The organism is Streptomyces sp. NBC_00353 (assembly GCF_036108815.1).
Lineage (GTDB): Bacteria > Actinomycetota > Actinomycetes > Streptomycetales > Streptomycetaceae > Streptomyces.
On record NZ_CP107985.1, the window covers coordinates 840,374 to 860,304 of the forward strand.

Genomic DNA, 19,931 nt, shown 5'->3' on the forward strand with positions numbered 1-19,931 from the left:
CTGGCGAAAGCGTGCCCACAGGGCAGGCCGCAGGCTTGCCCACGGGGCAGCCAGGAACGTGACCGATGGCCGGTCCCGAATGGGATCAGACGAAGCCGACGGATAAGGAAACCTGCCTCTCCTCCTGTGGAGAAGAGGTATCGCGGCAGTCTCCTGTGGCTTTGTTCACGAGTTTGGGTTCTGGCTCAACTTCTGTGGAGTGCGCGCACGCTCAGTGGTCACATGGAGCCGAAGAAGCGGTCCCACCAGCTGGGTCGGCTGGAGTCAAGGTAGCTCGGTCCGTCGTAGTCGAGGGTCAACGTTTCCTCAGGGACCACCATGTAACCCAAGTCGGTCAACGCTCGGTCGACTTTGGCGAGATCGTCGGAGTCCAGTTCCTCCTCTGCCATGGCGTCCTCCGTGCCGAGAAAGGCTCCGGGGTTGTCAGCGCTCACCAAGGCGAGAGACCCGAACTTGCTTACACATACAACGATCCGTGTCCCGCGCACAGTCGCTTCTGCCGGCACGACGATGCGGCCGTACTCGCTGGAGTTCTGGGTGTCCTGCTCCGCTGCGCAGGAGGTGGCGAAGTCTCCTTCCAACCTGGCCACCAGGTCCTTGAAGCGCACCGCCGTCCTGGTCTTGCTGTAGCCCCGCGGCCACTCCAGCCGCTCCGGATCGTCGAGCTGGCGTAGCAGCATCACCAGATCCGCCTCGATCTTCGTCATGCCACCATCCTGGTGCGCTGGGTACACGCTGGTCCACACAGGGTTGTCGGAGCCTGCCAGATGACGTCATGGCTCCCGACACACCTTATTTCGTGCTCATGACGCGGTCACCGGACCACAAAAGTTGAGCCAGCACCCGTTCTCGCGTACGTGGCAGGCAGGCCGCCTGCCGACCGGACAAGACCTGGTACGGAGATACCGAGGGCCGGAACGGATGGTGCTGGGGTGGACGCGTGCACCGTGACGGCATACCGAAGGGCCCCGCCGATGGGGCCCTTCGGTATGGGTGCTTCTTTTACCAGCGGTACCAGCGGCCCTTGCGGCCGCCGTGTCCGGAGGGCCGGACCACGAAACCGAGCAGCCACACCACCAAGACGATGATGGCGATCCACCACAGGGCCTTGAGGGCGAAACCGGCGCCGAAAAGGATCAGCGCGAGAAGTAGAACGACAAGCAGGGGAACCATGATTATCAACCTCCGCACACTCAGGTGCCCTGCAAAATCCCCTCCACGCTCTCAGAGCCTCAACGCATGTTTTTTTTCCGCGATTCCAGGGAAATTGGATGTGCTGCGAGCGAGCCGCACTGCAGCGTTGCTACAAAAATCGGCGGATGGGCATGACGGCGACCTCTCGCGCCTGCTGCAACACGGGGCGCCGCTTCCAGCGTCCCTCCCGGATCAGTGTGGCGGCCTTCAGGTCCTTGTCGAAGTGGCTGTCGAGGGTGACCGTGAACTCCTGGTCCAGTACCGCGAGCATGATCTCTTCGTCGTGGTCGAGGGAGCGGCGGTTGAAGTTGGTCGAGCCGACCAGGGCGGCGACGCCGTCGACGGTGATGACCTTGGCGTGCATCATCGTCGGCTGGTACTGGTAGATCTTCACCCCGCACGCGGTGAGGTCCTCGTAGTAGTGCTGACCGGCCAGTTGGCAGACCCGTTTGTCGGTGTACGGGCCGGGAAGCAGGATCTCCACCTCGACCCCGCGCCGGGCGGTGGCGCAGAGCAGTTCGATGAAGTACGCGTCCGGCGAGAAGTAGGCGGTGGCCAGGCGGAAGCGCTCCTCGGCGGACTCCAGCATCACGCGGATCAGGGTCTGCATGTCCTGCCAGCCGAAGCTGGCCGAGCCACGCACCACCTGCACGATGGCGTTGCCCTGCGGGCTGTGCTCGATGAACCGGTCGCAGTCGTCGAAGAGTTCATCGTGGCACTCGGCCCAGTTCTGCGCGAACGCGGCGGCGATGCCGTCCACGGCGGGCCCACGGACCTCGACGTGCGTGTCGCGCCACTCGTTCTCGTTGCGCGCATCACCGCACCACTCCTCGGCGATGCCGACCCCGCCGGTAAAGGCCGTCTGCTCGTCCACGACGAGGACCTTGCGGTGGCAACGGTGGTTCTGCTTGAACGGCGAGAGGGCCAGGGGTCTGCGGAACCAAGCCACTTGCACGCCGGTCTGTTTCATTTCCTCCAGCAGGTCTTTCTCGATCAGCCGGCTGCCGAAGCCGTCGAGCAGCAGCCGCACCCGTACACCCGACCGGGCTCGATCGGCCAGCGCCTGCGCGAACTCGCGGGCGATGTCTCCCCTCCAGTACACGAACGTCATCATGTCCACGGTGTGCTCGGCGGAACGGATGGCCGCCAGCATCGCCGGGAAGATCTCGTCTCCGTTGCGCAGAGCGGTGAGCGAGTTACCCTCGGTCGCCGCGATGCCGATCAGCCGTTCAAGTCGCCGCCGTATCCGCGTGGTGCGATCCTGAGCCTTCGCCGGTGCCGACGTGTCGGCGCCGGCGGCGGTCAGCTCGGGCTGGTCCTGTGTGCTACTGGTCACGACGTCACCTGGCCGGCGCTTTCAGGAGACAGGGGAGCCACGCTGCCCGGACCGGCGCGGGACGCAGCGAACAGAATGTACCCCCGCATCACAGCCCGAGACACACGGCGCAGCACGGGATCCCCAGGTGCGGGGACAGTGCGCGGAGGAAGTCGGGCGCATCGAAGATCTCGCCGGCGGAGGCGACGCCGACCGTCCTGGTCCGTCCCGTGAGGATGCGGTCGACCGCTTCCACCACGAGCCGCGCGGTGACGGCGTAGACGTCCTGCCCCTCCTGGCCACAGCGCGCCGTTCGCTGTCTCCGGAGCGCACGACGACGTCGACGAGGAAGGTCTGCGCGGACCGCCCGAGCGCGTCGATCGCAGTCGGCGTCAGGGTGTCCGAGGCCGACACCTCCCTGGCCGCCTCGACCGTCATGCAGGTGCGCACCTCGGGTATGGACAGGTGGCCGGGAATGGTGACGACGCCGGCCATCCTGTCGTCGGGCGGCAGCCGCCGTCGCGGTGCGGCGGCGCCCGATGGGCCCCCGCGCACGCTGGACCACGGCCTGCGGGGCGGGAGCGTCGCGTCGCAACGAACAGGGGCAGCGTCGTGAACGGGTCGGGCCGTACGGACCGCATGTCGCGCAGCAGGAGGTAGGCGGCCCGCAGGATCGGCAGTGGGGAGTTCCCGATCAAGGTGGCGCCGGCCCACCCCGGTCCCGACGCTGCCCGAGGGACCGGGGTGGTGGTACGAGCCGAAGTTATGGACAGGGTTTGATGCTGTCCGTTGTCCGCTCTGGAGCACTTGAGTCGGGCAACACCTCAGCTCATGGCAAGCATGTTCGAGCGCAAGCGGGCCAGGAGCCGAGAGATCAGGCGGGAGGTGTGCATCTGGGAGATGTTGAGGCGTCGGCCGATCTCCGCCTGGGTAAGTTCATCGACGAACCGCAGGTGGAGGATGAGGCGGTCCCGCTCACCCAGACCGGCGATGAGAGGCGCGAGGGCGTGAAAGTCCTCGACGAGTTCCATGGCGGGATCTTCTTCGCCGATGAATCCGACGAGCGTCGCGTCGTGTTCGTCCGGGTCGCTGCCGATGGCGGCGTCGAGCGATGCGGAAGTGTAGCCGTTCGACGCTATCTGGGCCTCGACGACCTCTTCCTCAGTGAGGTTCATCAAGGATGCCAGTTCGGACACTTTGGGGACGCGTCCGAGGCGCGTGCTGAGTTCCTCGTTGGCCTTGGCGAGCTCGGTGCGCGCCTCCTGGAGACGGCGCGGCACATGAACGGCCCAGGAGGTATCGCGGAAGAACCGCTTGATCTCGCCGACGATGTAGGGCACAGCGAAGCTGGCGAACTGGACTTCACGCGAGATCTCGAACCGGTCGATGGCCTTGATCAGTCCGATGGTGCCGACCTGGACTATGTCCTCCATGTCCTGGCCGCTCCCGCGGAACCGGCTGGCCGCGAAGCGGACCAGAGACATGTTCATCTCGATGAGAGTGTTGCGTGCGTATTGGTGTTCGCGGGTGCCCTCTTCGAGCACAGTGAGCCGGTCGAAGAACAGCCTGGACAACTCCCGGGCATCCTGGGGCGCGATGTTCCGCGGGTCGGCGATGCGCGGCAGCTCGGTATCGGATTCCGTCTTGGCGCCGAAGCGTGTTGTCGCGGTCACGGCCACTCCCCTAATGTCCCGGCCTCCCCTGTCCCCCGTCAGGCCGTCGTTCTGGGGCTGCTACCCCGGCCCGCAGTAGTCACACCCCTTGACCATGTGAAACGTGGCACCGATCACTCCGCCACGGCAGGGACTGGACGCATCCCGGGGCGATGGACGTGCGGCCCGTCAGGCCGTGTGGCATTCGGGTTGTCCAGGCGTTGCCTTGTCCGACTGCCGCTTCCGTGGCATTTCTTGGCGACGGTATCGTTCCGCCTCAGTGTGTCAGCGGGAGCACCGCCTGCACGGTCTTCCCGTCTGGACTCGTGTCAACGCGCACGGCCTTCGACAATCGCTGGACGAGCGGCCATCCGAAGCCTCCCGGCTCCCAAGGCTGGGACTGACGCGTGCGCGGCTGTTCGCTACTCGCATCGTCGACACAGATCGTCAGCGTCTCCGCGACTGTTCTCAGCCGGAACCCAGTGACCCCTTCGGCGTGCCGTAGCGCGTTGGTCACCAATTCCGACACCACGATCAGTGCGGCGTCCACCTCGGCGCCATCCTGAGGAGCGATCCCGGACAGAAAGTCGCGTGTCATCTTTCGTGCACGTTGTGCTGTTGTCGGGTTGTCTCCGAGCAGAGTGCGTCCCGCCTCAATGGCGTGCACAGCGGTTACCTCCTATACCTTTCGGCGCCCCGTTCTCTCCGCTTGCCCCATTTCTCTCCGTCCACGCAGTCACCAAGTGCGAGCAGCGGCCCGAAGGCGCCGACATCCAATCCGGACCTGAGCGTTCAGTCAGGCGCACGCCGCCCGCCGGCCACGTACCTCGGCGGCGCCATATCAATCGGTACGGCCACTAGCTAGTCGCCGGTCGTGCCGTCGAGCATCTCGCGCAGGATGTCCAGGTGGCCGTTGTGGCGGGCCGTCTCCTCGGTGAGGTGAAGGAGAATCCAGCGCAGGTCGACATGGAGACCGTCGCGGACGGCTCGCTGGGCCTGCTTGTCCAGGCCGTTCCCGGCTACCAGTTCGCGGTAGCGGGCGCTCTGTTCGGCGTATTCGTCGAGCAACTGCGTGAGCGGGAAGTCGACGGCGATACGCATCTCGCGGTCGGGGTCCTCCTCGGTCCAGGGGCCCCGGTCTTCCTCGCCCAGGAAGACCACCTGGAACCAGTAGTACTCGACCCAACGGAGGTGGTTGATCACTCCGCTCATGGTCATCAGCGGTGAGCCCGGCAGGAGCGCCTTGCAGGCGTTCTCCGCGGAGACGCCATCGCACTTGGCGCGGGCGGTGTCACGTGCGTAGTCGAGAAACGTGGTGAGCTGGGTGCGCTCGTCCCACGCGGCCGGCGTGTCGTCGATTCTTGTCATCGCGCGAAGCGTGCCCGATCACCACGACCAATGTCGAGGCATTTAACGCCGGGCCCAACCTGTTCCACCCAGCTCCTTGTCCGGCGGGTCGCTACAGCGATTCAGCGCCGATGGGCAGCCCGTCATGATCCGCCGGACAGGCCCTAGCGAGGCAGCAACACCACCGAAACCGTCCTGCCGATCGGGCAGATGTCGACCGGACGTCGAGTGACAGCTCCTGGATCAGCTGCCCACCGAACCGCCCATACGGGTGTCAGCGAGGCGAGGTTTCGGAGGCGTTGGGCCGGCGTCTTCCAAGAGCACCGGTCCGGTGCCGGGGGGCGCATTGCAGTCGAAGCCCCACCAACACTCCGCCCGCGTGCCGCGAAGCATCGGCGGCCAGTTCAGCCACACAATGAGCACGGCCTCCGCGGCTGGCTGACTGCCGCGCCTGATCGCGGCCAGGAACAGTCACGCCATCTCCTGCGCCCTCTTTCCGGGCCTCCGGGCTCCCATCCGCCCCCTTCGGCGGACCGCCTTCGGCGCAGTCAGGTCGCGTCCTGGCCCTTCGAGACGTTGGCCACAATCACGCAGGTCGCCGCGACAGGGGGTAACCGGTTCTCGAGGCCAAACTGGCAGCGAGCGAGATAGTTGTCATTTGACAACTATGACCAAAGGCAAGAAAGTGGAGGTCGAACGTGCACAGGGAAGGATCTGGATGCACCGGGGGGCGGAGACCGCTCCGTTCGCTGATCACCGGCGCCGAACGGCGGGCGGCAAGTGAAGTGTCGCGGCGCGCCGCTCAGGCGGTCTGGCTGCCGGAGCCTGGTGCGTCGCCGGGTATCTGCGCTGCCGCCGCGTCGCAGAACGCCTCGAGTCCCTGCAGCAGCGCGGTTCGGTGGGCGTGGGGCATTTGGTCGAGCACCACCCGCAGCGCCTTCTCCCTACGCGCGCGCAGATCGGCGAGGAACGCACGGCCCCGGCTGCTGATGTGCAGACGCACCTCGCGCCTGTCGGTCGGACTCACCACACGCTCGACGAAGCCGGCCGCCTGCAGGCGGTCGCACAGCCGACTGGTCGACGGCGGGGTGGAGGCGAGGCTGTCGGCGAGGGTGCGCAGGTTGATGCCTTCGTGGTGCTCGAGGATGAACAGCACGCGCAACTGGGACGCGGACACAGGCGCCGTCGTGGCGCGGCCCCACAGGACTTCCAGCAACTCCCCGGCCATGGAGGTCACGCGCGCGACCTCGTCTGGCTCAGGGCGGGGACGGAAGGAAGTCACAGTCACACTCTCGCAGGCACCGGGATGACCATCAGCGTACTAGGCGAGCAAGTTGGCTAGAGATGAATCGAACCATGGGCGCAGCCGTATGAACGGCTTCGTCACATGCGTGGGACCTGCGGACGTCCGACGAAAGATTGGTGTATTTACAATCGTGAACAGATTCGTGACCGCTGAGCGTGCTCTGCGCACGGCGGCGCCCCACCAGTTGCTCGACGCGGTCCGTCGCGTGCTCGCTGAGGAGTACGCGGCGGACTCCGTCGAGCTCTTCATGGCCGACTACGGCCTGACGGTGCTACAGCCGGTGTCCGTGCTGCCGCACACCCTGGAGCCGGTGTCGGTGCACAACAGCCCGGCCGGGCGCGCTTTCGGCGCCCAGGAGCCTTTCATCGAGGGCCTCCCGGAGGGCTCGGAGGGCTTGGTGCGCGTGCATCTGCCCGTCACCGTGCGGGGGGACCGGCTCGGCGTCCTGTCGGTGACCCTGCCGGGCGGGGAGCATGCGCGCAGCTGCCTGGGGGAGCTGGGGGAGATCGCCGAGGTGCTCGGGCATGAGGTGGTCGTGGCCGAGCGGGACACGGACCTCTATCTGCAGGCGCGACGCAAGGACCGGCTGACCCTGGCCGCCGAGATGCAGTGGCAGCTGCTTCCGGGCCGGTCCTGCGCCAGCCCGGAATACGAGCTGGGGGCGCAGCTGGAGCCGGCGTACGCGATCTTCGGCGACAACTTCGACTGGTCGGCGACCGCCGACCGGCTGATGCTGTACGTCTCCAACGGCATGGGCGAGGGGATAGAGGCCTCCCTGCTGACGAACCTGGCCGTCAACGCCCTGCGCAACGCCCGGCGGGCCGGCATCCCCCTCGCCGACCAGGCGGCCCTCGCCGACCAGGCGGTCTACGCCCACTACCGGGGCCACTGCTACCTGTCCGTCCTCATGTTCGACTTCGACCTCATCAGCGGGCGGGCCCAGGTCGTGGACGCCGGCTCCCCGCAGCTGCTGCGCCTGCGCAGCGGCACGGTCGAGCGCGTCACCTTCGAGGCCCAGTTGCCGCTGGGCATGTTCGAGGAGACCGACTACGTGGCGCAGGAGTTCGAGGTCGAGCCGGGTGACCGCCTCGTCTTCGTCAGCGACGGGGTCCATGCGGTCGCCTCCCCGGATGGAGAGACGTACGGGGACGCCGCCCTGGCGCGAGCGATCTTGTCCACCCAGCTGCTTCCCGCCGCCGAGGTCCCCCGGGCCGTCCTGCGGGAGCTGACGGGGCACCGCGGCCAGGCGATGCCGAGTGATGACGCCCTCGTGGTCTGCCTGGACTGGCGCGGGCGGCCGCGGTGAGGGCCGTCACGCGCGTCCCGCCCAGGTTTCAGTGATCACGTGTTGTTTGCGCCATACCGCAGGCGCTAATGTTTGTCATACGGCAACTATTGGCTGATCGCCTGCCGTCCGGTGGCCACATGGCCCCTTATCCATAGGGAGAAGATGCAGGTGTCAGAACAGGAAGCGGCCTCCGGATCGGCGGCGCAGCAGATAGGCACGTTCCTTGAGCGGCGCCAGGAACAGATCGCTCAGCGATGGGCCGACGCCACCCTGTTCCGGACCGTGTTCACGGTCTCCCGGGACGAGGCGGTGGAGGCGAGCAAGGCCGTGGTGGACGCCCTGGCCGCGGTGGCCGCTTCTGGACGGTTGGAGGACATCACGGCGCCGGGCTTCGGGCCGGTGCGTGAGCAGCTCGCACGGATGGCGGCTTCCCGGACTCGCGGTGGATCCACTCCGGCCCAGATAGCCGACGAAGTGGCCGACCTGCGTGAGCCGGCGATCAGCCTGCTGCGCGGCGAACTCCCGGATCCGTCCGATGCACACTCCCAGGAATGCCTGCTGGCCCTGACGGTACTGATGGGCACCCTGCGCCTGGTGGTGATGGAGACGGCCCTCAGTACGGGCGAGGAACTGATCGAACGGCAGCGTCAGCAGCTGCTGGAAGTGGCCACCCCGGTGATCAATCTGTGGGAGGGCATCGTGGCCGTCCCGCTCATCGGCACCCTGGACAGCGCCCGCAGCCAGGTGGTGATGGAGAGCCTGCTGGACGCGATCGTCACAGAGCGAGCCCGGTACGCCATCCTCGACATCACCGGCGTTCCCACGGTCGACTCCCTGGTCGCCCAGCACCTGATGAAGACCGTGGCCGCGGCCAGGCTGATGGGCGCCGAATGCGTCGTCTCGGGCATTCGCCCCGCGATCGCTCAGACCATCGTTCACCTCGGCATCGACCTGGGAGCCGTCCTCACCCGCACTTCGCTGGCCGACGCCCTGGCACACGCCTTGAGCCAGCAAGGCATCGAAGTCTCACCACGCACGCCAGTCGGTGTGAGCCGACGGTGAACGGCTCTCCCTCCGGTCTCGCAAGCTCGGTTCCGGTGCTGGTCCTCGGAGACATGCTGCTGGTCACCCTGCAGGGCGAACTGCACGACGGTATGGCCGAACAACTCCAGCAGGACATCACCCATCGCATCGCGCACAGCACGGCAACCGGCGTGGTGATCGACATCTCCGGGGTGGACATCGTCGACTCGTTCCTCGGGCGGGTCCTCGCCGAGATCGCCTCCAGCGCACGTCTGCTGGCCGCACGCACGGTGCTGGCCGGGATGCGGCCCGCCGTGGCGATCACACTCGTCGAGCTGGGGCTCACTCTGCCCGGGCTGCACACCGCCCTGGACGTCGACCGCGCGAGGGAGCTGCTCATGCGGCCCGACCCCTCCGTGGACGGGGAGGGCGGCCCATGATGCATGCTTCCCGCCACGCCACTGCGACGAGCCTGCCCATCGGCTCGGACGCGGACCTGGCCTGGGTACGGCAGCGGGTGCGGCAGGCCGCGGCCGAACTCGGATTCGGTCTGGTGCAACAGACCAAGCTGATCACCGCGGCCAGTGAACTGGCCCGCAACACCCTCGTCCACGGAGGAGGCGGACACGTGGACATCACACCACTGGACCACGGGCAACCTCGCGGGCTACGGCTGTCCTTCATCGATTCGGGTCCCGGCATCCGCGACCTCGAGCAGGCGATGACCGACGGCTACACCTCCGGCGGCGGCCTGGGCCTGGGCCTGGGCGGGGCCAAACGGCTGTTGCAGGAGTTCGCCGTCGACAGCCGACCCGGTCAGGGCACCACCGTCACCGTCGTCGCCTGGGCCTCCGGCCCGCCTGCGCCCCGACCGGGGTCCGGGTGAGCCGGGTGTGGGACATCCCGGTGCACGACTCGACCAGAGTCCGGGATGTCCACGTGGCGGCCGAATCGGCCTCCGCCCGTGCTGGGCTCGGCCCCCACCGCACCGCAGTCGCCACCCTGGTGGCCACCGAGCTGGCGACCAACCTCCTCAAGCACGCCGGCGGCGGACGCATCGTGATCAATCTCGTCGAGCGGGCGCCCGTCGGCGCCTACGCCCACGGGCCCTCGGTTCAGCTCGTCTCCCTCGACCACGGCCCAGGCATCGCCGATGTCACCGTGGCGCTGCGCGACGGCTTCACCACCGCCGCCGCCTCACTGGGCGCGGGCCTGGGAACCTGCCTGCGCATATCCAACGACTTCGACCTGCACAGCGCCCCTGGACGGGGAACGGTCGCGGTGGCCCGCATCGACCACGAGCCGGCCTCCCGGCATGTGCGGCCGGATCAGCGCCCAACGGGCCCACGGGCGGGAGGAATCAACGTCTCCCTCGCCCGAGCCGAGTACTCCGGTGACGCCTGGAGCTGGGTACGCGCCGGCACACAGGTGACCCTGATGCTGGCCGACGGGCTCGGCCACGGCGCCAAGGCCGCGGAGGCATCCGGCGCCGCCACGGAAGAACTGCGCTGCGCGGCCCACCTGTCGCCCGCCGAGATCCTCAGGCGCCTGCATGCCAGGCTACGACCCACCCGGGGCGCGGCCGTCGCGGTGGCACAACTCGATGCGGACGCCGAACAGCTCTGCTTCGCCGGGGTCGGCAACATCGGCGCGCGACTGCACACCGCCGACGGCTGGAAACCGCTCCTCTCCCACCCCGGCATCGTCGGCGCGCACTACCCGGCCACCGTGCCCGTCCATCGGGTTCCGTGGCGGCCCGACAGCCTGCTGGTCCTGCACAGCGACGGGCTGCCCAGCCGCTGGACGCCACCGAACGACACTCTCCTCCTCGCCCGCGACCCGGCGGTGGTGGCCGCGACCGTCCTGCGGGATGCCGGCAGCGACGCCCGCCCCGTGCGCGACGACACCAGCCTGGCCGTACTGGCCCCCGACGACCGGACCTGAGCCTATGACCGCCGCCTCCGAAGCCTGGAAGATCAGCTCACCTGCTGACGCGGCCCGCGCCCGCATTCTCGTAGCGCGTCTCACGGCGCAAGCCGGTGTACCCCTGATCGAGCGCGCACGCTTCCTGACCACCCTCACCGCACGCCTGCGGCAGTGCCTCGAACAAGGCGGCGTCTGGGAACTGCACGTCGACACACGCCGAACCGTCGTCTCCGACGAGCACGGGCGCCCGGAGATCACCGTGTGGCCGGCCGGCGGTCCATCACACGATCCGTCACCCTGGCAGCTCACACTCCCCTGCCCCGAACCCGCACGGCCCGACATGCCCGACAGTGACATGGGCGAGACAGCACTCGCCGAGGCCTTCCTGGCCGCGGACGACGACACCGCCGCGGTCCTCGGCAGGCTGGACCAACAGGAGGAGCTGGTCCGCTTCCACCGTGAGGAACTGCACCAGACCAACCAGGGCGTTCTGGCACTCCATGCCGAACTGGACGCCTCCGCGCTCGTCCAGCAGGAACTGCTCGACGCCGAACGAGCGGCCCGGAGTGAGGCGGAGAAAGCTCGGCGCCTGCTGACCTTCCTGGCGGACGCCAGCGCAGAGGTGACCGCGTCCCTCAACCACGAGGACATCCAGCGCCGGCTGCCCGACCTCCTGGTCCCCGAATACGCCAGCCACGTCGACGTCTGGCTCTTCGACGACGAAGAAGTCGCGCGAGGCGCTCACCGTCCGGCTGCCGCGGTCGCCGCCGCCCGAACGGGCCGTCCGCAGCACGCCGGCGCCCATCCCGGCGGCCTGCCCGGCGTCGACGACCTGCCGCCCTCCGCCCTGGCCCCCGCGCAACCGCTGCTGTGCATCCCCCTCACCGCCCGCCGCACCCTGGGGGTGCTCACGCTCGGAGCCCCCGGCCCCCGATTCGACCCGGACACATCCGTCATGCTGGTCGAACTGACCCGCCGCATCGGCATCGCTCTGGACCATGCCCGCCGCTACGAGCAGCACCGGGACATCGCCGAAGCCCTGCAGCGCGCCCAGCTCACCGACCTGCCCACCGCCGAGGGCCTGCTCCTGGCCGCCCGGTACCAGCCCGCCACCCGCGGACTCAACATCGGGGGTGACTGGTACGACGCCTTCACGCAGCCCGACGGGAGCCTGCTGGCCGTCATAGGAGACGTCACCGGGCACGGGCTGCGTGCGGCCATCATGATGGGACAGCTGCGTACCGCGCTGCGCGCCTACGCCGTCGATGGCGACAGCCCCGCACAGCTCCTCACCCGCCTGCACCGGCTGCTGCGCCACCAGCAGCCGGAGCTGTACGCGACCGCCGCCATCGCCCGTTTCAGGCCCGGCGATCCCACCGTCGTCTGGGCATCCGCCGGGCATCCGCCGCCCGTGGTGCGGGCACCCGATGCAACAGTGCGCGTTCTGAGCACCAAACCGGGGGTCATGCTGGGCGTTCCCCTGCCATACGTATACGAGGACCACTCCATCGAGCTGGCGCCCGGCTCGACGCTCGCCCTCTACACCGACGGGCTGGTCGAGCGCCGCGCCCTAGGGATAGACCTCGGGATCGATCGTCTCGCCCGGGCCCTGTCCTCGCTGAGCACGAGGGAACTGGAACAGGATCTGGATGTCGCGGCCGACTCGCTGCTCATGCCCCTGCTGTACGACTCCGAGCACGACGACGATGTCTGCCTGCTGCTGTGCCGCACCACACCCACACCGCCGACCAGCCCGTCACAGGACGTCCAGGCCGACGTGCCGTGTATGCATCCCCGTCACCCGGAATGAGCGAATCGATCCCTCGTTCATTCCGCACAGCCCGGCAGCGGCGGCCCCGCACGAGGCGGCGCGCGCCATGGTCTCCGGTCTGATCGAGCACTTCGGCAGCAGGGAACTCGCCGCCGACGCCGCGGTCGTCCGCCTGGACCGGAAAAGCCGCAGCATCGAGACGGCACGGCACACGACGTCGGCGCACTGACTTCCGTCACCGACGGTGTGGATCCTCAGACCTCGACGACGCGGCATCCTGCGCGGCGTGCAAGGCCTGCAGCCCACGGCTCAACGCGACCCTCGCGGCCGGTTCCATCACCCCCAACACGGCAGCCAGAGCCTGCGCTCGACGTCCGGCTACATCTCTGAGCACCTGCCGGCCAGGCACGGTCAGGCTCAGTTGCACCTCGCGGCGTCTGTGGGGATGGGACGCCCGTTCCAGCAAACCGGCCGCCTCAAGGCGGTCACACAGCCGGCTGGCCGTGGGCAGCCCGATGTCCAGCCGCTCCGCCAGGGCCGTGAGATTCAAGCCAGGCGCCGCCTCCAGAGCATGCAGCGCCCTCAATTGGTGCAGGGACAACCGCAGCGCCGCGTCCTGTGCAGCGACGGACCACAAATCCGTCAGGCTCTCCACAGCGTCGGCGATCTCCAGCGCGATGGCGTCAGAACCATCGCCCGGTCCCTTCGCCTGCTCGTCGCCGGGGCCGTCGAGGTGCGTCACGAACGAGTCACTTCCAGTAATACCGGGGCCATGCGAATGCCATGCTCATTCAGATGCGGTACCCGAAGATCCGACCGGCAAGCAACCGATGCCGTGTGCGATCGCCGATCATGCCCACCCGTATCTGCTCTGGCGCGCGAAGGGCGGCTCGATTTCGCAGCCGCTCAGTCGAGAGCCGCTTCGTCCGTGACCCGGGCCCGCGCGCTGGCCGCCCGGCACCCGGCCTCGTACGCCTGCTGGGACCTCATGCAGCACCCCGACCCGGCCATCGGTGACACCCGCACACCCTCCCCTGCACCAAGCGGCGGACCCTCCTCCTGGGACTGCTCGCCGAGGCCGGTCCGCCGATCCAGTCCGTACCGGCGACCGACGATGGGGATGTGGCGGAGCACTGGTACAGGCCCGCCAGGCGCAGGGCATCGAAGGAGTCTTGCAGCCAGGGTTTGGTGTTGACCGATTGACCACCATGTTGCCGGTCCGCAGTTCTACCTGTCAGGACCGCCTTTGTCCCTGAGCCCTGCGCAGGTCACGCCGAATCCTGTGGCCAACGCCTGCATTCGGTTCCTACAGTCGCCACATGACCACCGAGGACGAGAGCCCAAGTCCGCCCGACATCACCGTGATGCTCAAAGAGCAGACCAGTGCCTGCAAGGCAGCACGCGACGCAATCGCCGCCGGCGGCGAGGTAGTGCTCTACGACGGACAGCCGCCACAGTGGATGGTCGTCGGCATCGCTGCGACAAGGCTGAAGCGGTCGTTGAAGATCGGCCTGACGACCCTCGGCCTGGACGAGGCCGTTGAGATCCTCCGCGCTCGGCACCGCGACGAGCAATTGCGTACCGGCAACATCGTCGCAGCAGACCGATCTTGGTTCTTCACCCTGTACTTCGACTCCACCGGGACCGAGCTCTTGGCATGCAGCGGCCTCAAGAACGAGCGTCCCTCGCAGGAGAATGGTCAGGAGCTCCAGCTGTAGAGGCCGCCGCCCGTGTCCACCGCAGACGCCGCAAGCCGGGCAACTCCTTGCAGGACCGCCAGTAGATCATCGTCGGTCATGTCGTCCCCGTCCTCAGACCGGACCCGCGTGGTCCAGCGGCCTGCAAGCTCTTCCAGCTCGGCGGAGCTCGCATTGGCCAGCGCCCGGGTCAGCCGCTGCGGCAGAGCGAACACCTCAACGCCATCGTTCAAGGGGGCAGTGACCCACTCCGGCCACGCCCACCCAAGGAGCTGCTCAACTGGCGGGGCCTCGGCCGAAGGCTCCTCGAAGTACATGTCCCACTCGGCGATGACACTGTCCGGCTCAATGAAACGGCAGGTCACTGACTCAAAGGCCTCACCAGGTCCCCGCAGACTCGTCGCAGCAGCGGTCTCGTCGTCGGCGGCGAGGAAGAACACTATGTCGTGGGCTATCTGCGCATGATTGTGACGGGATGCGGTAGTTGGAACCATGAGGGTGTGGTGACCTTGCGATTCGGACCCCGCAGGTCACGCTTGTTGGAACCAGATGGTCACGCTGCTTGCAACCTGCGGTGAGTTGCCATTCACGTTGGAACCGGTCGCGAGTCTTCGGCGTTCGCGTGCTGACAGACGCTTCCCTGAGTCACACGCGCCGACCCGGCCGGCCTGGTCGGCGAAACGGATGAACGGATCTTCCAGCAGAGCCTTCAACGACACGGTTTGTCCCTGACTCGGGCGAAGCCGCCTCACCTGGTGGGTGATGACCGCCGTGCGCATCACCAGGGCACTATGCCGGCGTCGTCGAAGAACTGGCCGGTCGGACCGTCGTCGGGCAGGGTCGCGAGTTTGATGGCGATCGCCGCGCCCTGTTCGGGGGTGCGCACGCCGCGGAAGCCGTTGAGTTCGGTCGCGACGTAGCCGGGGCAGCCGGCGTTGATCAGGATGTTCGTGCCGCTCAGCTCCCGGGCGTACTGGAGGGTGACTGCGTTCAGGAACGTCTTGGACGGCGAGTACGCCACGGCCACCGGACCCGCCGTCTGCTCGGCAGCGGTTCCTGACTGCCTGGTGAGGGAGCCGACACTGCTGGACATGTTCACGATCCGCGGTACAGCAGAGCGGCGCAGCAGCGGCATCATCGCGTTGGTGACGCGGATGACGCCGATCACGTTGGTCTCCACAACCGTCCGGATGGTGGCGGGATCGACCCGGGTGGGCTCCTGCGGTATACCGCCGGCGATGCCGGCGTTGTTGACGAGCACGTCGAGGCGCCCCGCCTGTTTTTCGATCAGCCGTGCGGCGGCGGTCGCGCTCGCGTCATCGGTCACGTCCAGTGGCACGCCGAACGCGTCGACGCCGGCCGCGCGCAGTCTTTCCACCGCGGCCTTACGGCGCCGATCGTCGCGTGCGCCGACTCCGACGCTCCAGCCGAGGGCGCCAAGGCCCGCGGCGATCTCGTAGCCGATTCCCTTGTTCGCGCCGGTGACCAGCGCAATCGTTCGTTCACTCATGGGGACCATGCTGTCCTCGGACTCCGGCTGGGGTCCAAGACCGATCGGGTGGGCGACGATACCGTCCGGGTATTGATCCGAGGTAGCGTGGTCGTATGGAGACCCGGGAACTGCGCTACTTCGTCGCAGTCGCTGAGGAGTTGCACTTCGGGCGCGCCGCGCGGCGGCTCGGCATCGCGCAGCCGCCTTTGTCACGGGCGATCCAGCAGCTCGAACGCAGGCTCGGGGCAGTGCTGCTGGATCGAACCAGCCGCACTGTCGCACTGACCGAGGCCGGTTCGGTGCTGCTGGCCGAGGGCCGCGCGGCCCTCGATACGGTCGACGCTGCTGAACGCCGGACCCGCCGCGCTGCGCTTGCCACCACCGGCCGTCCTGGCCTGGTCCTGGTCACGAAGGCCAGCGCGTCCAGAGAACTGCTGGCGAAACTGCTCGACGCGTACGCCGCCGAACCCGGGGCGGTCCCGGTCGAGGTCATCCTGTGCGGGCCGGCCGAGCAGGAACGACTCCTGCGCGAGGGCCGGGCCGACGTGGCGCTACTGCACCGTCCGTTCGACTCGACGTCCGGGTTCGACACCGAAGAACTCAGCACGGAAGGCCAGGTTGTGGTCCTGCCGGCTGGGCATCCGCTCACCATCCGGGCCCATGTGCACATGGCCGACATCACCGGGCTGCCGGGCCTGCCCCTGCCACGCTGGCCCGACCCCGACGGCACCTACCCGCCCGGCCCCGGCCCGCAGGTCCGCGACCACGCGCAGCTGTTGCAGCTCGTCGCGCTCGGCCGTGCCTGCGCGGTCTCACCGGAGTCGTGCCGAGCCCAACTGCACGGTGACCTCGCGGCAGTGCCCGTGCTGGACGCGCCGACAGTCACCACCGTGATCGCCTGGCCACCGCACAGCCGGTCCAGAGCCGTCGCCGACCTTGTCCGGACTGCGACACGTCTCTAGTAGTTCCAACATGCCTGGCCAGGTTCCACCTATCGCGTCCCGGCTCAATGATGGCAGCCCGCCGAACTGACGCGGGATCGTCAGGCCCGCGCGGCGGAACGAGAAGCTGCTCAGCGCGCCAACGAGGAGACCAGGCGGGAGCGTGAGCGCGCACAGGCTTGGGTCCGTACGCAGAAGGAGAAGGAAGCTCAGCGCTCCGCCGAGTCCCGGAGGGCCGAGCAGATCGTCCGGAATCTGGAGAAGCGTGAGGCAGCCCGGGCCAGGGAGGCTGAGCAGAGGAAGCGGGCCGAAGCGCGTGAGAAGGCGGCGGCGGATCGGCGTGCGAAGCAGGACTTGAGCGACCGTCTGCGTCAGGAGGCGACTCTCAAGACAGCTGAGGTCGAGACGCAGGTGGATCGCTTGATGTCTGTGCTCCGCACGCGGCCTGGTGGTCTTCACACGCGCCGACTGCGGGTGGAAGAGGCTTTCAGCGAAGGCGGCGCCGATGGCCTGACCGGCTGCGTGGAGGAGACGTTCGGTGAAGTTGGCTACCCCGATGGTCTTCGTGGTGGGCGTCGCGCTGCTTTTGCTCCGGAGGCGAGGGAGCTGGTCCTGGAGGTCGAACTGCCTGGCCTGGTGGTGGTACCGGCTGTCACGCGGTACCGGTACAAGGCATCCGCACCTCAGGCAGTGGTGCCTCAGCCACGGAAAGAGGCCGAGTGCAAGGCGATGTACAGAGACCTCGTCGCACGGCTCGCTCTGAGGGCCATCGACGAGGCCTTCGCGGTGACCCCGCCCTCACTGGTCGACGTGGTGGCGTTCAACGGGCACGTCCACGCCAAGGACCGCGCCACCGGGAAAGCCATCCGGCCCTGTCTGATCAGTCTGAGGGCGAGCCGGGACACGTTCGAGGACCTTGTCCTGGACGAGTCGGAACTCGACCCGGTTCAGAGCCTGCACTTCCTCAACGCCATCGTGTCCCAGCACCCCTACGATCTGGAACCCGTCCGGCCCGTGGTCACCTTCGACCTCGCCAAGTACAAGCTGGCTCCTGAGCGGGATGTCGTAGCCGGGCTGGACAGCCGGCCCGACCTCGTCGCGCTGGATCCCATCGAGTTCGAGCACCTCATCCGGCGTCTCTTCGAGAAGATCGGTCTCAAGTCCTGGGTCACCCAGGCCTCCCCCGACGACGGTGTCGACGCCGTGGCCGTCAACGAGGAACCCCTCATCGGCGGCCTGTGCATCATCCAGGCCAAACGCTCCAAGAACGCCGTACCCGCCGAAGCCGTACGCGCACTCGTCGGCGTCATGCACGACAAAGCCGCCGCCAAAGGCATCGTCGTCACCACCGCATGGTTCGGCAAAGCCAGCTGGGACTTCGCCCACCGCACCGGCCGCATGGAACTCATCGACGGCCGCCACCTCAAAGCCCTCCTTCTCGAGCACCTCGGCATCGACGCACTCATCGGCCTGCCCAAACTCCCACCCGGCTGGGAAACACGCGACCTCACCTGACACCAACCGCTCGCCCATAAGGGATCGGCTTGCCCTTGCGAGGAGCGCCTCTGGAAGCCCGGGCGGCCGGCAGCCGACGCCCCGAGGCACGGGCGCCGACCCAAAAGACCGAATTCCTGCGCTCCCCGCAGGACTGGCGCGTCGGGCGCCATCTTCCGCGGGAAAGCCGGGTAAGGAGGTGCCGCATGCTCCTCAGTCCGCTTCCTTCAGAACTGTGGCGGTGTGCTGCCCGAGGAGCGGCGCTGCCGAGGTGGGCTGCAGGATCTGCCCTGCCGTCTCATGGGGCAGGCCGGCGTACTCGTGGGTTCCGGCCTCGGGGTGGGACAGTCGCGCAAACCACCCGCGATGTCGCAGCTGCGGGTCCTCGAAAAGGTCTCTGCCATTCTGGACGGGAGCGGCCGGGGCCAAGGAGCCCTGGAGCGGGTCCGGCGTGTGGCGGCGGCGTGTTCGTCGGCCCAGGTGCGGGCGAGCCTCGAACCGATTCCGGCCGTTCCTGAATGACGACAATGAGGTCGAGATCCGACCCTTCGTTGATTCGCATCAGGGCGTGAGGCTGCGCGCCACGTCCACGTGAACGGCCGTTCGGCTCTGGAATTGCCGCCGATGCTCGGTCTCGGCTGATCCGCGGGTGGTGGCCAGCCCGCACCGTGGCGCGTTCTGACCCTCAGGCTGCGTGAAGGGCGTGTGTGTTGCGCTGTGACACGGCCAGGTAGCCGACGAATCCGACGATCGCGGCCGTCCACGCGAGGGTGACCGGTGCCAATCCGAGGCCGAGGCCGCCGCGGGCGTGCCCGAGTGCCATCCAGTCGGCGAGGGAGGCGCCGAGGGGACGGGTGATGACGTACGCGGTCCAGAAGGCGGGCACCGCGTTCAGGGCGCCGAAGCGGTGGGTCAGGGCGGGCTCGCAGATGGCGGCCGAGAAAAGGGCGACCGAGCCCAGGTAGCCGAACCCGACGGTGGCGGTGAGGTCGCCCGCGGCGGTGCCGAGGGCGAATGTGGCGAGGACGGCCGCCCAGTAGAACGTCTCGCGGCGGCGGGTGCGGATGCTGTGGATGGACAGGGTCCGTTCGCTCGCGTACCAGAGGACGAAGACCGCGGCCAGTACGGCAAGGAAGGCCGGCGCCGACACGGCGTACGGTACGCCGAGGCCGACGTGCAGGACGTCGGCTGCCATGGTGCCGAACACGCTGACCATGACGACGGCGGTCCAGTAGGCCCAGGCGACGTACTGGCGGAGAGCGAACTGCACGGCGAGGGCGGCCATCAGGGCGAGGCCGCCGAGAGTGACCGCCGGAACCGGACCGAGCAGGCGGGCCAGGAGGTCCGACGCCGTCTCGCCCATGCCGGTGGTCAGCACCTTGACGATCCAGAAGTAGACGGTCACCTCTGGCACCTTGTTCGCCATCCGACGTACGGGGACGAGGGGCTGGTCGTCGAGGACGTGCTCTGTGGTCATGATCCGCA

General features: G+C 68.0%; 23 protein-coding genes and 1 pseudogene. 10 read left to right on the forward strand and 14 right to left on the reverse strand.

Annotated elements, in window-relative coordinates; all coding sequences use genetic code 11:
* Positions 1-218 precede the first annotated feature (218 nt).
* The 8 genes and pseudogenes from OHA88_RS03980 to OHA88_RS04015 all read right to left on the reverse strand — a co-directional run bounded on the left by OHA88_RS03980 (position 219) and on the right by OHA88_RS04015 (position 6,745).
* Positions 219-707 (reverse strand): hypothetical protein, encoded by a 489-nt coding sequence (locus OHA88_RS03980; protein WP_328624239.1) that lies wholly within the window; start codon positions 705-707, stop codon positions 219-221.
* 295 nt (positions 708-1,002) lie between these two features.
* A complete protein-coding gene (locus tag OHA88_RS03985) occupies positions 1,003-1,173 on the reverse strand; it encodes a hydrophobic protein (RefSeq protein WP_328624240.1) in 171 nt (56 codons plus the stop codon).
* Between the two features lie 130 nt (positions 1,174-1,303).
* Positions 1,304-2,500: a phospholipase D-like domain-containing protein gene (locus tag OHA88_RS03990; protein ID WP_328629580.1), complete on the reverse strand. Its 1,197-nt coding sequence runs from the start codon at positions 2,498-2,500 to the stop codon at positions 1,304-1,306.
* Positions 2,501-2,618: 118 nt separating this feature from the next.
* Positions 2,619-3,004 (reverse strand): annotated as a pseudogene (locus OHA88_RS03995) (saccharopine dehydrogenase); the annotation flags it as partial.
* Between the two features lie 329 nt (positions 3,005-3,333).
* The gene (locus tag OHA88_RS04000; RefSeq protein WP_328629581.1) at positions 3,334-4,182 is read right to left on the reverse strand and encodes a SigB/SigF/SigG family RNA polymerase sigma factor; all 849 of its coding nucleotides are present in this window, start codon (positions 4,180-4,182) and stop codon (positions 3,334-3,336) included.
* A 256-nt stretch (positions 4,183-4,438) separates the two neighbouring features.
* Positions 4,439-4,828: an ATP-binding protein gene (locus tag OHA88_RS04005; RefSeq protein ID WP_328624241.1), complete on the reverse strand. Its 390-nt coding sequence runs from the start codon at positions 4,826-4,828 to the stop codon at positions 4,439-4,441.
* 194 nt (positions 4,829-5,022) lie between these two features.
* Positions 5,023-5,529, reverse strand: a complete 507-nt coding sequence (locus tag OHA88_RS04010) for a DinB family protein (RefSeq protein WP_328624242.1) — start codon at positions 5,527-5,529, stop codon at positions 5,023-5,025.
* Between the two features lie 781 nt (positions 5,530-6,310).
* A complete protein-coding gene (locus OHA88_RS04015; protein WP_328624243.1) occupies positions 6,311-6,745 on the reverse strand; it encodes a MarR family transcriptional regulator in 435 nt (144 codons plus the stop codon).
* Positions 6,746-6,944: 199 nt separating this feature from the next.
* Here OHA88_RS04015 and OHA88_RS04020 point away from each other — a divergent pair, with 199 nt between their 5' ends.
* From OHA88_RS04020 to OHA88_RS04050, 7 genes are all read left to right on the forward strand, one after another.
* A complete protein-coding gene (locus OHA88_RS04020) occupies positions 6,945-8,120 on the forward strand; it encodes a PP2C family protein-serine/threonine phosphatase (RefSeq protein ID WP_328624244.1) in 1,176 nt (391 codons plus the stop codon).
* A gap of 144 nt (positions 8,121-8,264) precedes the next feature.
* A complete protein-coding gene (locus OHA88_RS04025) occupies positions 8,265-9,164 on the forward strand; it encodes an STAS domain-containing protein (RefSeq protein ID WP_328624245.1) in 900 nt (299 codons plus the stop codon).
* Positions 9,165-9,217: 53 nt separating this feature from the next.
* On the forward strand, positions 9,218-9,565 hold the full coding sequence (locus OHA88_RS04030; RefSeq protein ID WP_328629582.1) for an STAS domain-containing protein: 348 nt from the start codon (positions 9,218-9,220) through the stop codon (positions 9,563-9,565).
* Positions 9,565-10,011 (forward strand): anti-sigma regulatory factor, encoded by a 447-nt coding sequence (locus tag OHA88_RS04035; protein WP_328629583.1) that lies wholly within the window; start codon positions 9,565-9,567, stop codon positions 10,009-10,011. Before OHA88_RS04030 ends, OHA88_RS04035 begins: the two co-directional genes overlap by 1 nt.
* Complete coding sequence (locus OHA88_RS04040; RefSeq protein WP_328624246.1) at positions 10,008-11,069, forward strand: ATP-binding SpoIIE family protein phosphatase; 1,062 nt, start codon at positions 10,008-10,010, stop codon at positions 11,067-11,069. Before OHA88_RS04035 ends, OHA88_RS04040 begins: the two co-directional genes overlap by 4 nt.
* Positions 11,070-11,073: 4 nt before the next feature.
* Positions 11,074-12,861 (forward strand): PP2C family protein-serine/threonine phosphatase, encoded by a 1,788-nt coding sequence (locus tag OHA88_RS04045; RefSeq protein WP_328624247.1) that lies wholly within the window; start codon positions 11,074-11,076, stop codon positions 12,859-12,861.
* Positions 12,862-12,928: 67 nt separating this feature from the next.
* Positions 12,929-13,051: a hypothetical protein gene (locus OHA88_RS04050; protein WP_328624248.1), complete on the forward strand. Its 123-nt coding sequence runs from the start codon at positions 12,929-12,931 to the stop codon at positions 13,049-13,051.
* 6 nt (positions 13,052-13,057) lie between these two features.
* Here OHA88_RS04050 and OHA88_RS04055 read toward each other — a convergent pair whose 3' ends face one another.
* Positions 13,058-13,564: a MarR family winged helix-turn-helix transcriptional regulator gene (locus tag OHA88_RS04055; protein ID WP_328624249.1), complete on the reverse strand. Its 507-nt coding sequence runs from the start codon at positions 13,562-13,564 to the stop codon at positions 13,058-13,060.
* Positions 13,565-14,141: 577 nt separating this feature from the next.
* Here OHA88_RS04055 and OHA88_RS04060 point away from each other — a divergent pair.
* Positions 14,142-14,540, forward strand: coding sequence for a hypothetical protein (locus tag OHA88_RS04060; RefSeq protein WP_328624250.1), 399 nt, complete (start codon positions 14,142-14,144; stop codon positions 14,538-14,540).
* On the opposite strand, the gene OHA88_RS04065 is transcribed toward OHA88_RS04060, so the two are convergent.
* The 3 genes from OHA88_RS04065 to OHA88_RS04075 are packed head-to-tail and all read right to left on the reverse strand — an operon-like array spanning position 14,522 to position 16,029.
* Entirely contained in the window at positions 14,522-15,013 is a 492-nt protein-coding gene (locus OHA88_RS04065; protein ID WP_328624251.1) for a hypothetical protein, read from the reverse strand. The genes OHA88_RS04060 and OHA88_RS04065 overlap by 19 nt on opposite strands.
* Before the next feature lie 36 nt (positions 15,014-15,049).
* On the reverse strand, positions 15,050-15,301 hold the full coding sequence (locus OHA88_RS04070) for a hypothetical protein (RefSeq protein WP_328624252.1): 252 nt from the start codon (positions 15,299-15,301) through the stop codon (positions 15,050-15,052).
* Positions 15,298-16,029, reverse strand: coding sequence for an SDR family NAD(P)-dependent oxidoreductase (locus OHA88_RS04075; protein ID WP_328624253.1), 732 nt, complete (start codon positions 16,027-16,029; stop codon positions 15,298-15,300). Before OHA88_RS04075 ends, OHA88_RS04070 begins: the two co-directional genes overlap by 4 nt.
* Before the next feature lie 95 nt (positions 16,030-16,124).
* Between OHA88_RS04075 and OHA88_RS04080 the strand changes: the two genes are divergently transcribed.
* Positions 16,125-16,973: a LysR family transcriptional regulator gene (locus tag OHA88_RS04080; protein ID WP_328624254.1), complete on the forward strand. Its 849-nt coding sequence runs from the start codon at positions 16,125-16,127 to the stop codon at positions 16,971-16,973.
* Positions 16,974-17,681: 708 nt separating this feature from the next.
* Entirely contained in the window at positions 17,682-18,467 is a 786-nt protein-coding gene (locus tag OHA88_RS04085) for a restriction endonuclease (RefSeq protein WP_328624255.1), read from the forward strand.
* Positions 18,468-18,659: 192 nt separating this feature from the next.
* Here the strand turns inward: OHA88_RS04085 and OHA88_RS44495 are convergent, their stop codons facing one another.
* Together OHA88_RS44495 and OHA88_RS04090 are read right to left on the reverse strand one after the other, a co-directional pair.
* A complete protein-coding gene (locus tag OHA88_RS44495) occupies positions 18,660-18,974 on the reverse strand; it encodes a CoA transferase (RefSeq protein WP_443044170.1) in 315 nt (104 codons plus the stop codon).
* 157 nt (positions 18,975-19,131) lie between these two features.
* Positions 19,132-19,923 carry a COG4705 family protein gene (locus tag OHA88_RS04090; protein WP_328624256.1) on the reverse strand — a complete coding sequence of 264 codons (792 nt, stop codon included), beginning with the start codon at positions 19,921-19,923 and terminating at the stop codon, positions 19,132-19,134.
* Positions 19,924-19,931 lie beyond the last annotated feature (8 nt).

Excerpts from the sequence above, each read along its gene's own strand:
- OHA88_RS04010 (WP_328624242.1), bottom strand. The coding sequence starts at position 5,529 with ATGACAAGAATCGACGACACGCCGGCCGCGTGGGACGAGCGCACCCAG.
- OHA88_RS04035 (WP_328629583.1), top strand. The coding sequence starts at position 9,565 with ATGCATGCTTCCCGCCACGCCACTGCGACGAGCCTGCCCATCGGCTCG.
- OHA88_RS04065 (WP_328624251.1), bottom strand. The coding sequence starts at position 15,013 with ATGGTTCCAACTACCGCATCCCGTCACAATCATGCGCAGATAGCCCAC.
- OHA88_RS03980 (WP_328624239.1), bottom strand. The coding sequence starts at position 707 with ATGACGAAGATCGAGGCGGATCTGGTGATGCTGCTACGCCAGCTCGAC.
- OHA88_RS04075 (WP_328624253.1), bottom strand. The coding sequence starts at position 16,029 with ATGAGTGAACGAACGATTGCGCTGGTCACCGGCGCGAACAAGGGAATC.
- OHA88_RS04050 (WP_328624248.1), top strand. The coding sequence starts at position 12,929 with ATGGTCTCCGGTCTGATCGAGCACTTCGGCAGCAGGGAACTCGCCGCC.
- OHA88_RS04045 (WP_328624247.1), top strand. The coding sequence starts at position 11,074 with ATGACCGCCGCCTCCGAAGCCTGGAAGATCAGCTCACCTGCTGACGCG.
- OHA88_RS04025 (WP_328624245.1), top strand. The coding sequence starts at position 8,265 with ATGCAGGTGTCAGAACAGGAAGCGGCCTCCGGATCGGCGGCGCAGCAG.
- OHA88_RS03985 (WP_328624240.1), bottom strand. The coding sequence starts at position 1,173 with ATGGTTCCCCTGCTTGTCGTTCTACTTCTCGCGCTGATCCTTTTCGGC.
- OHA88_RS04090 (WP_328624256.1), bottom strand. The coding sequence starts at position 19,923 with ATGACCACAGAGCACGTCCTCGACGACCAGCCCCTCGTCCCCGTACGT.
- OHA88_RS04080 (WP_328624254.1), top strand. The coding sequence starts at position 16,125 with ATGGAGACCCGGGAACTGCGCTACTTCGTCGCAGTCGCTGAGGAGTTG.
- OHA88_RS04030 (WP_328629582.1), top strand. The coding sequence starts at position 9,218 with ATGCTGCTGGTCACCCTGCAGGGCGAACTGCACGACGGTATGGCCGAA.
- OHA88_RS04060 (WP_328624250.1), top strand. The coding sequence starts at position 14,142 with ATGACCACCGAGGACGAGAGCCCAAGTCCGCCCGACATCACCGTGATG.
- OHA88_RS04085 (WP_328624255.1), top strand. The coding sequence starts at position 17,682 with ATGTACAGAGACCTCGTCGCACGGCTCGCTCTGAGGGCCATCGACGAG.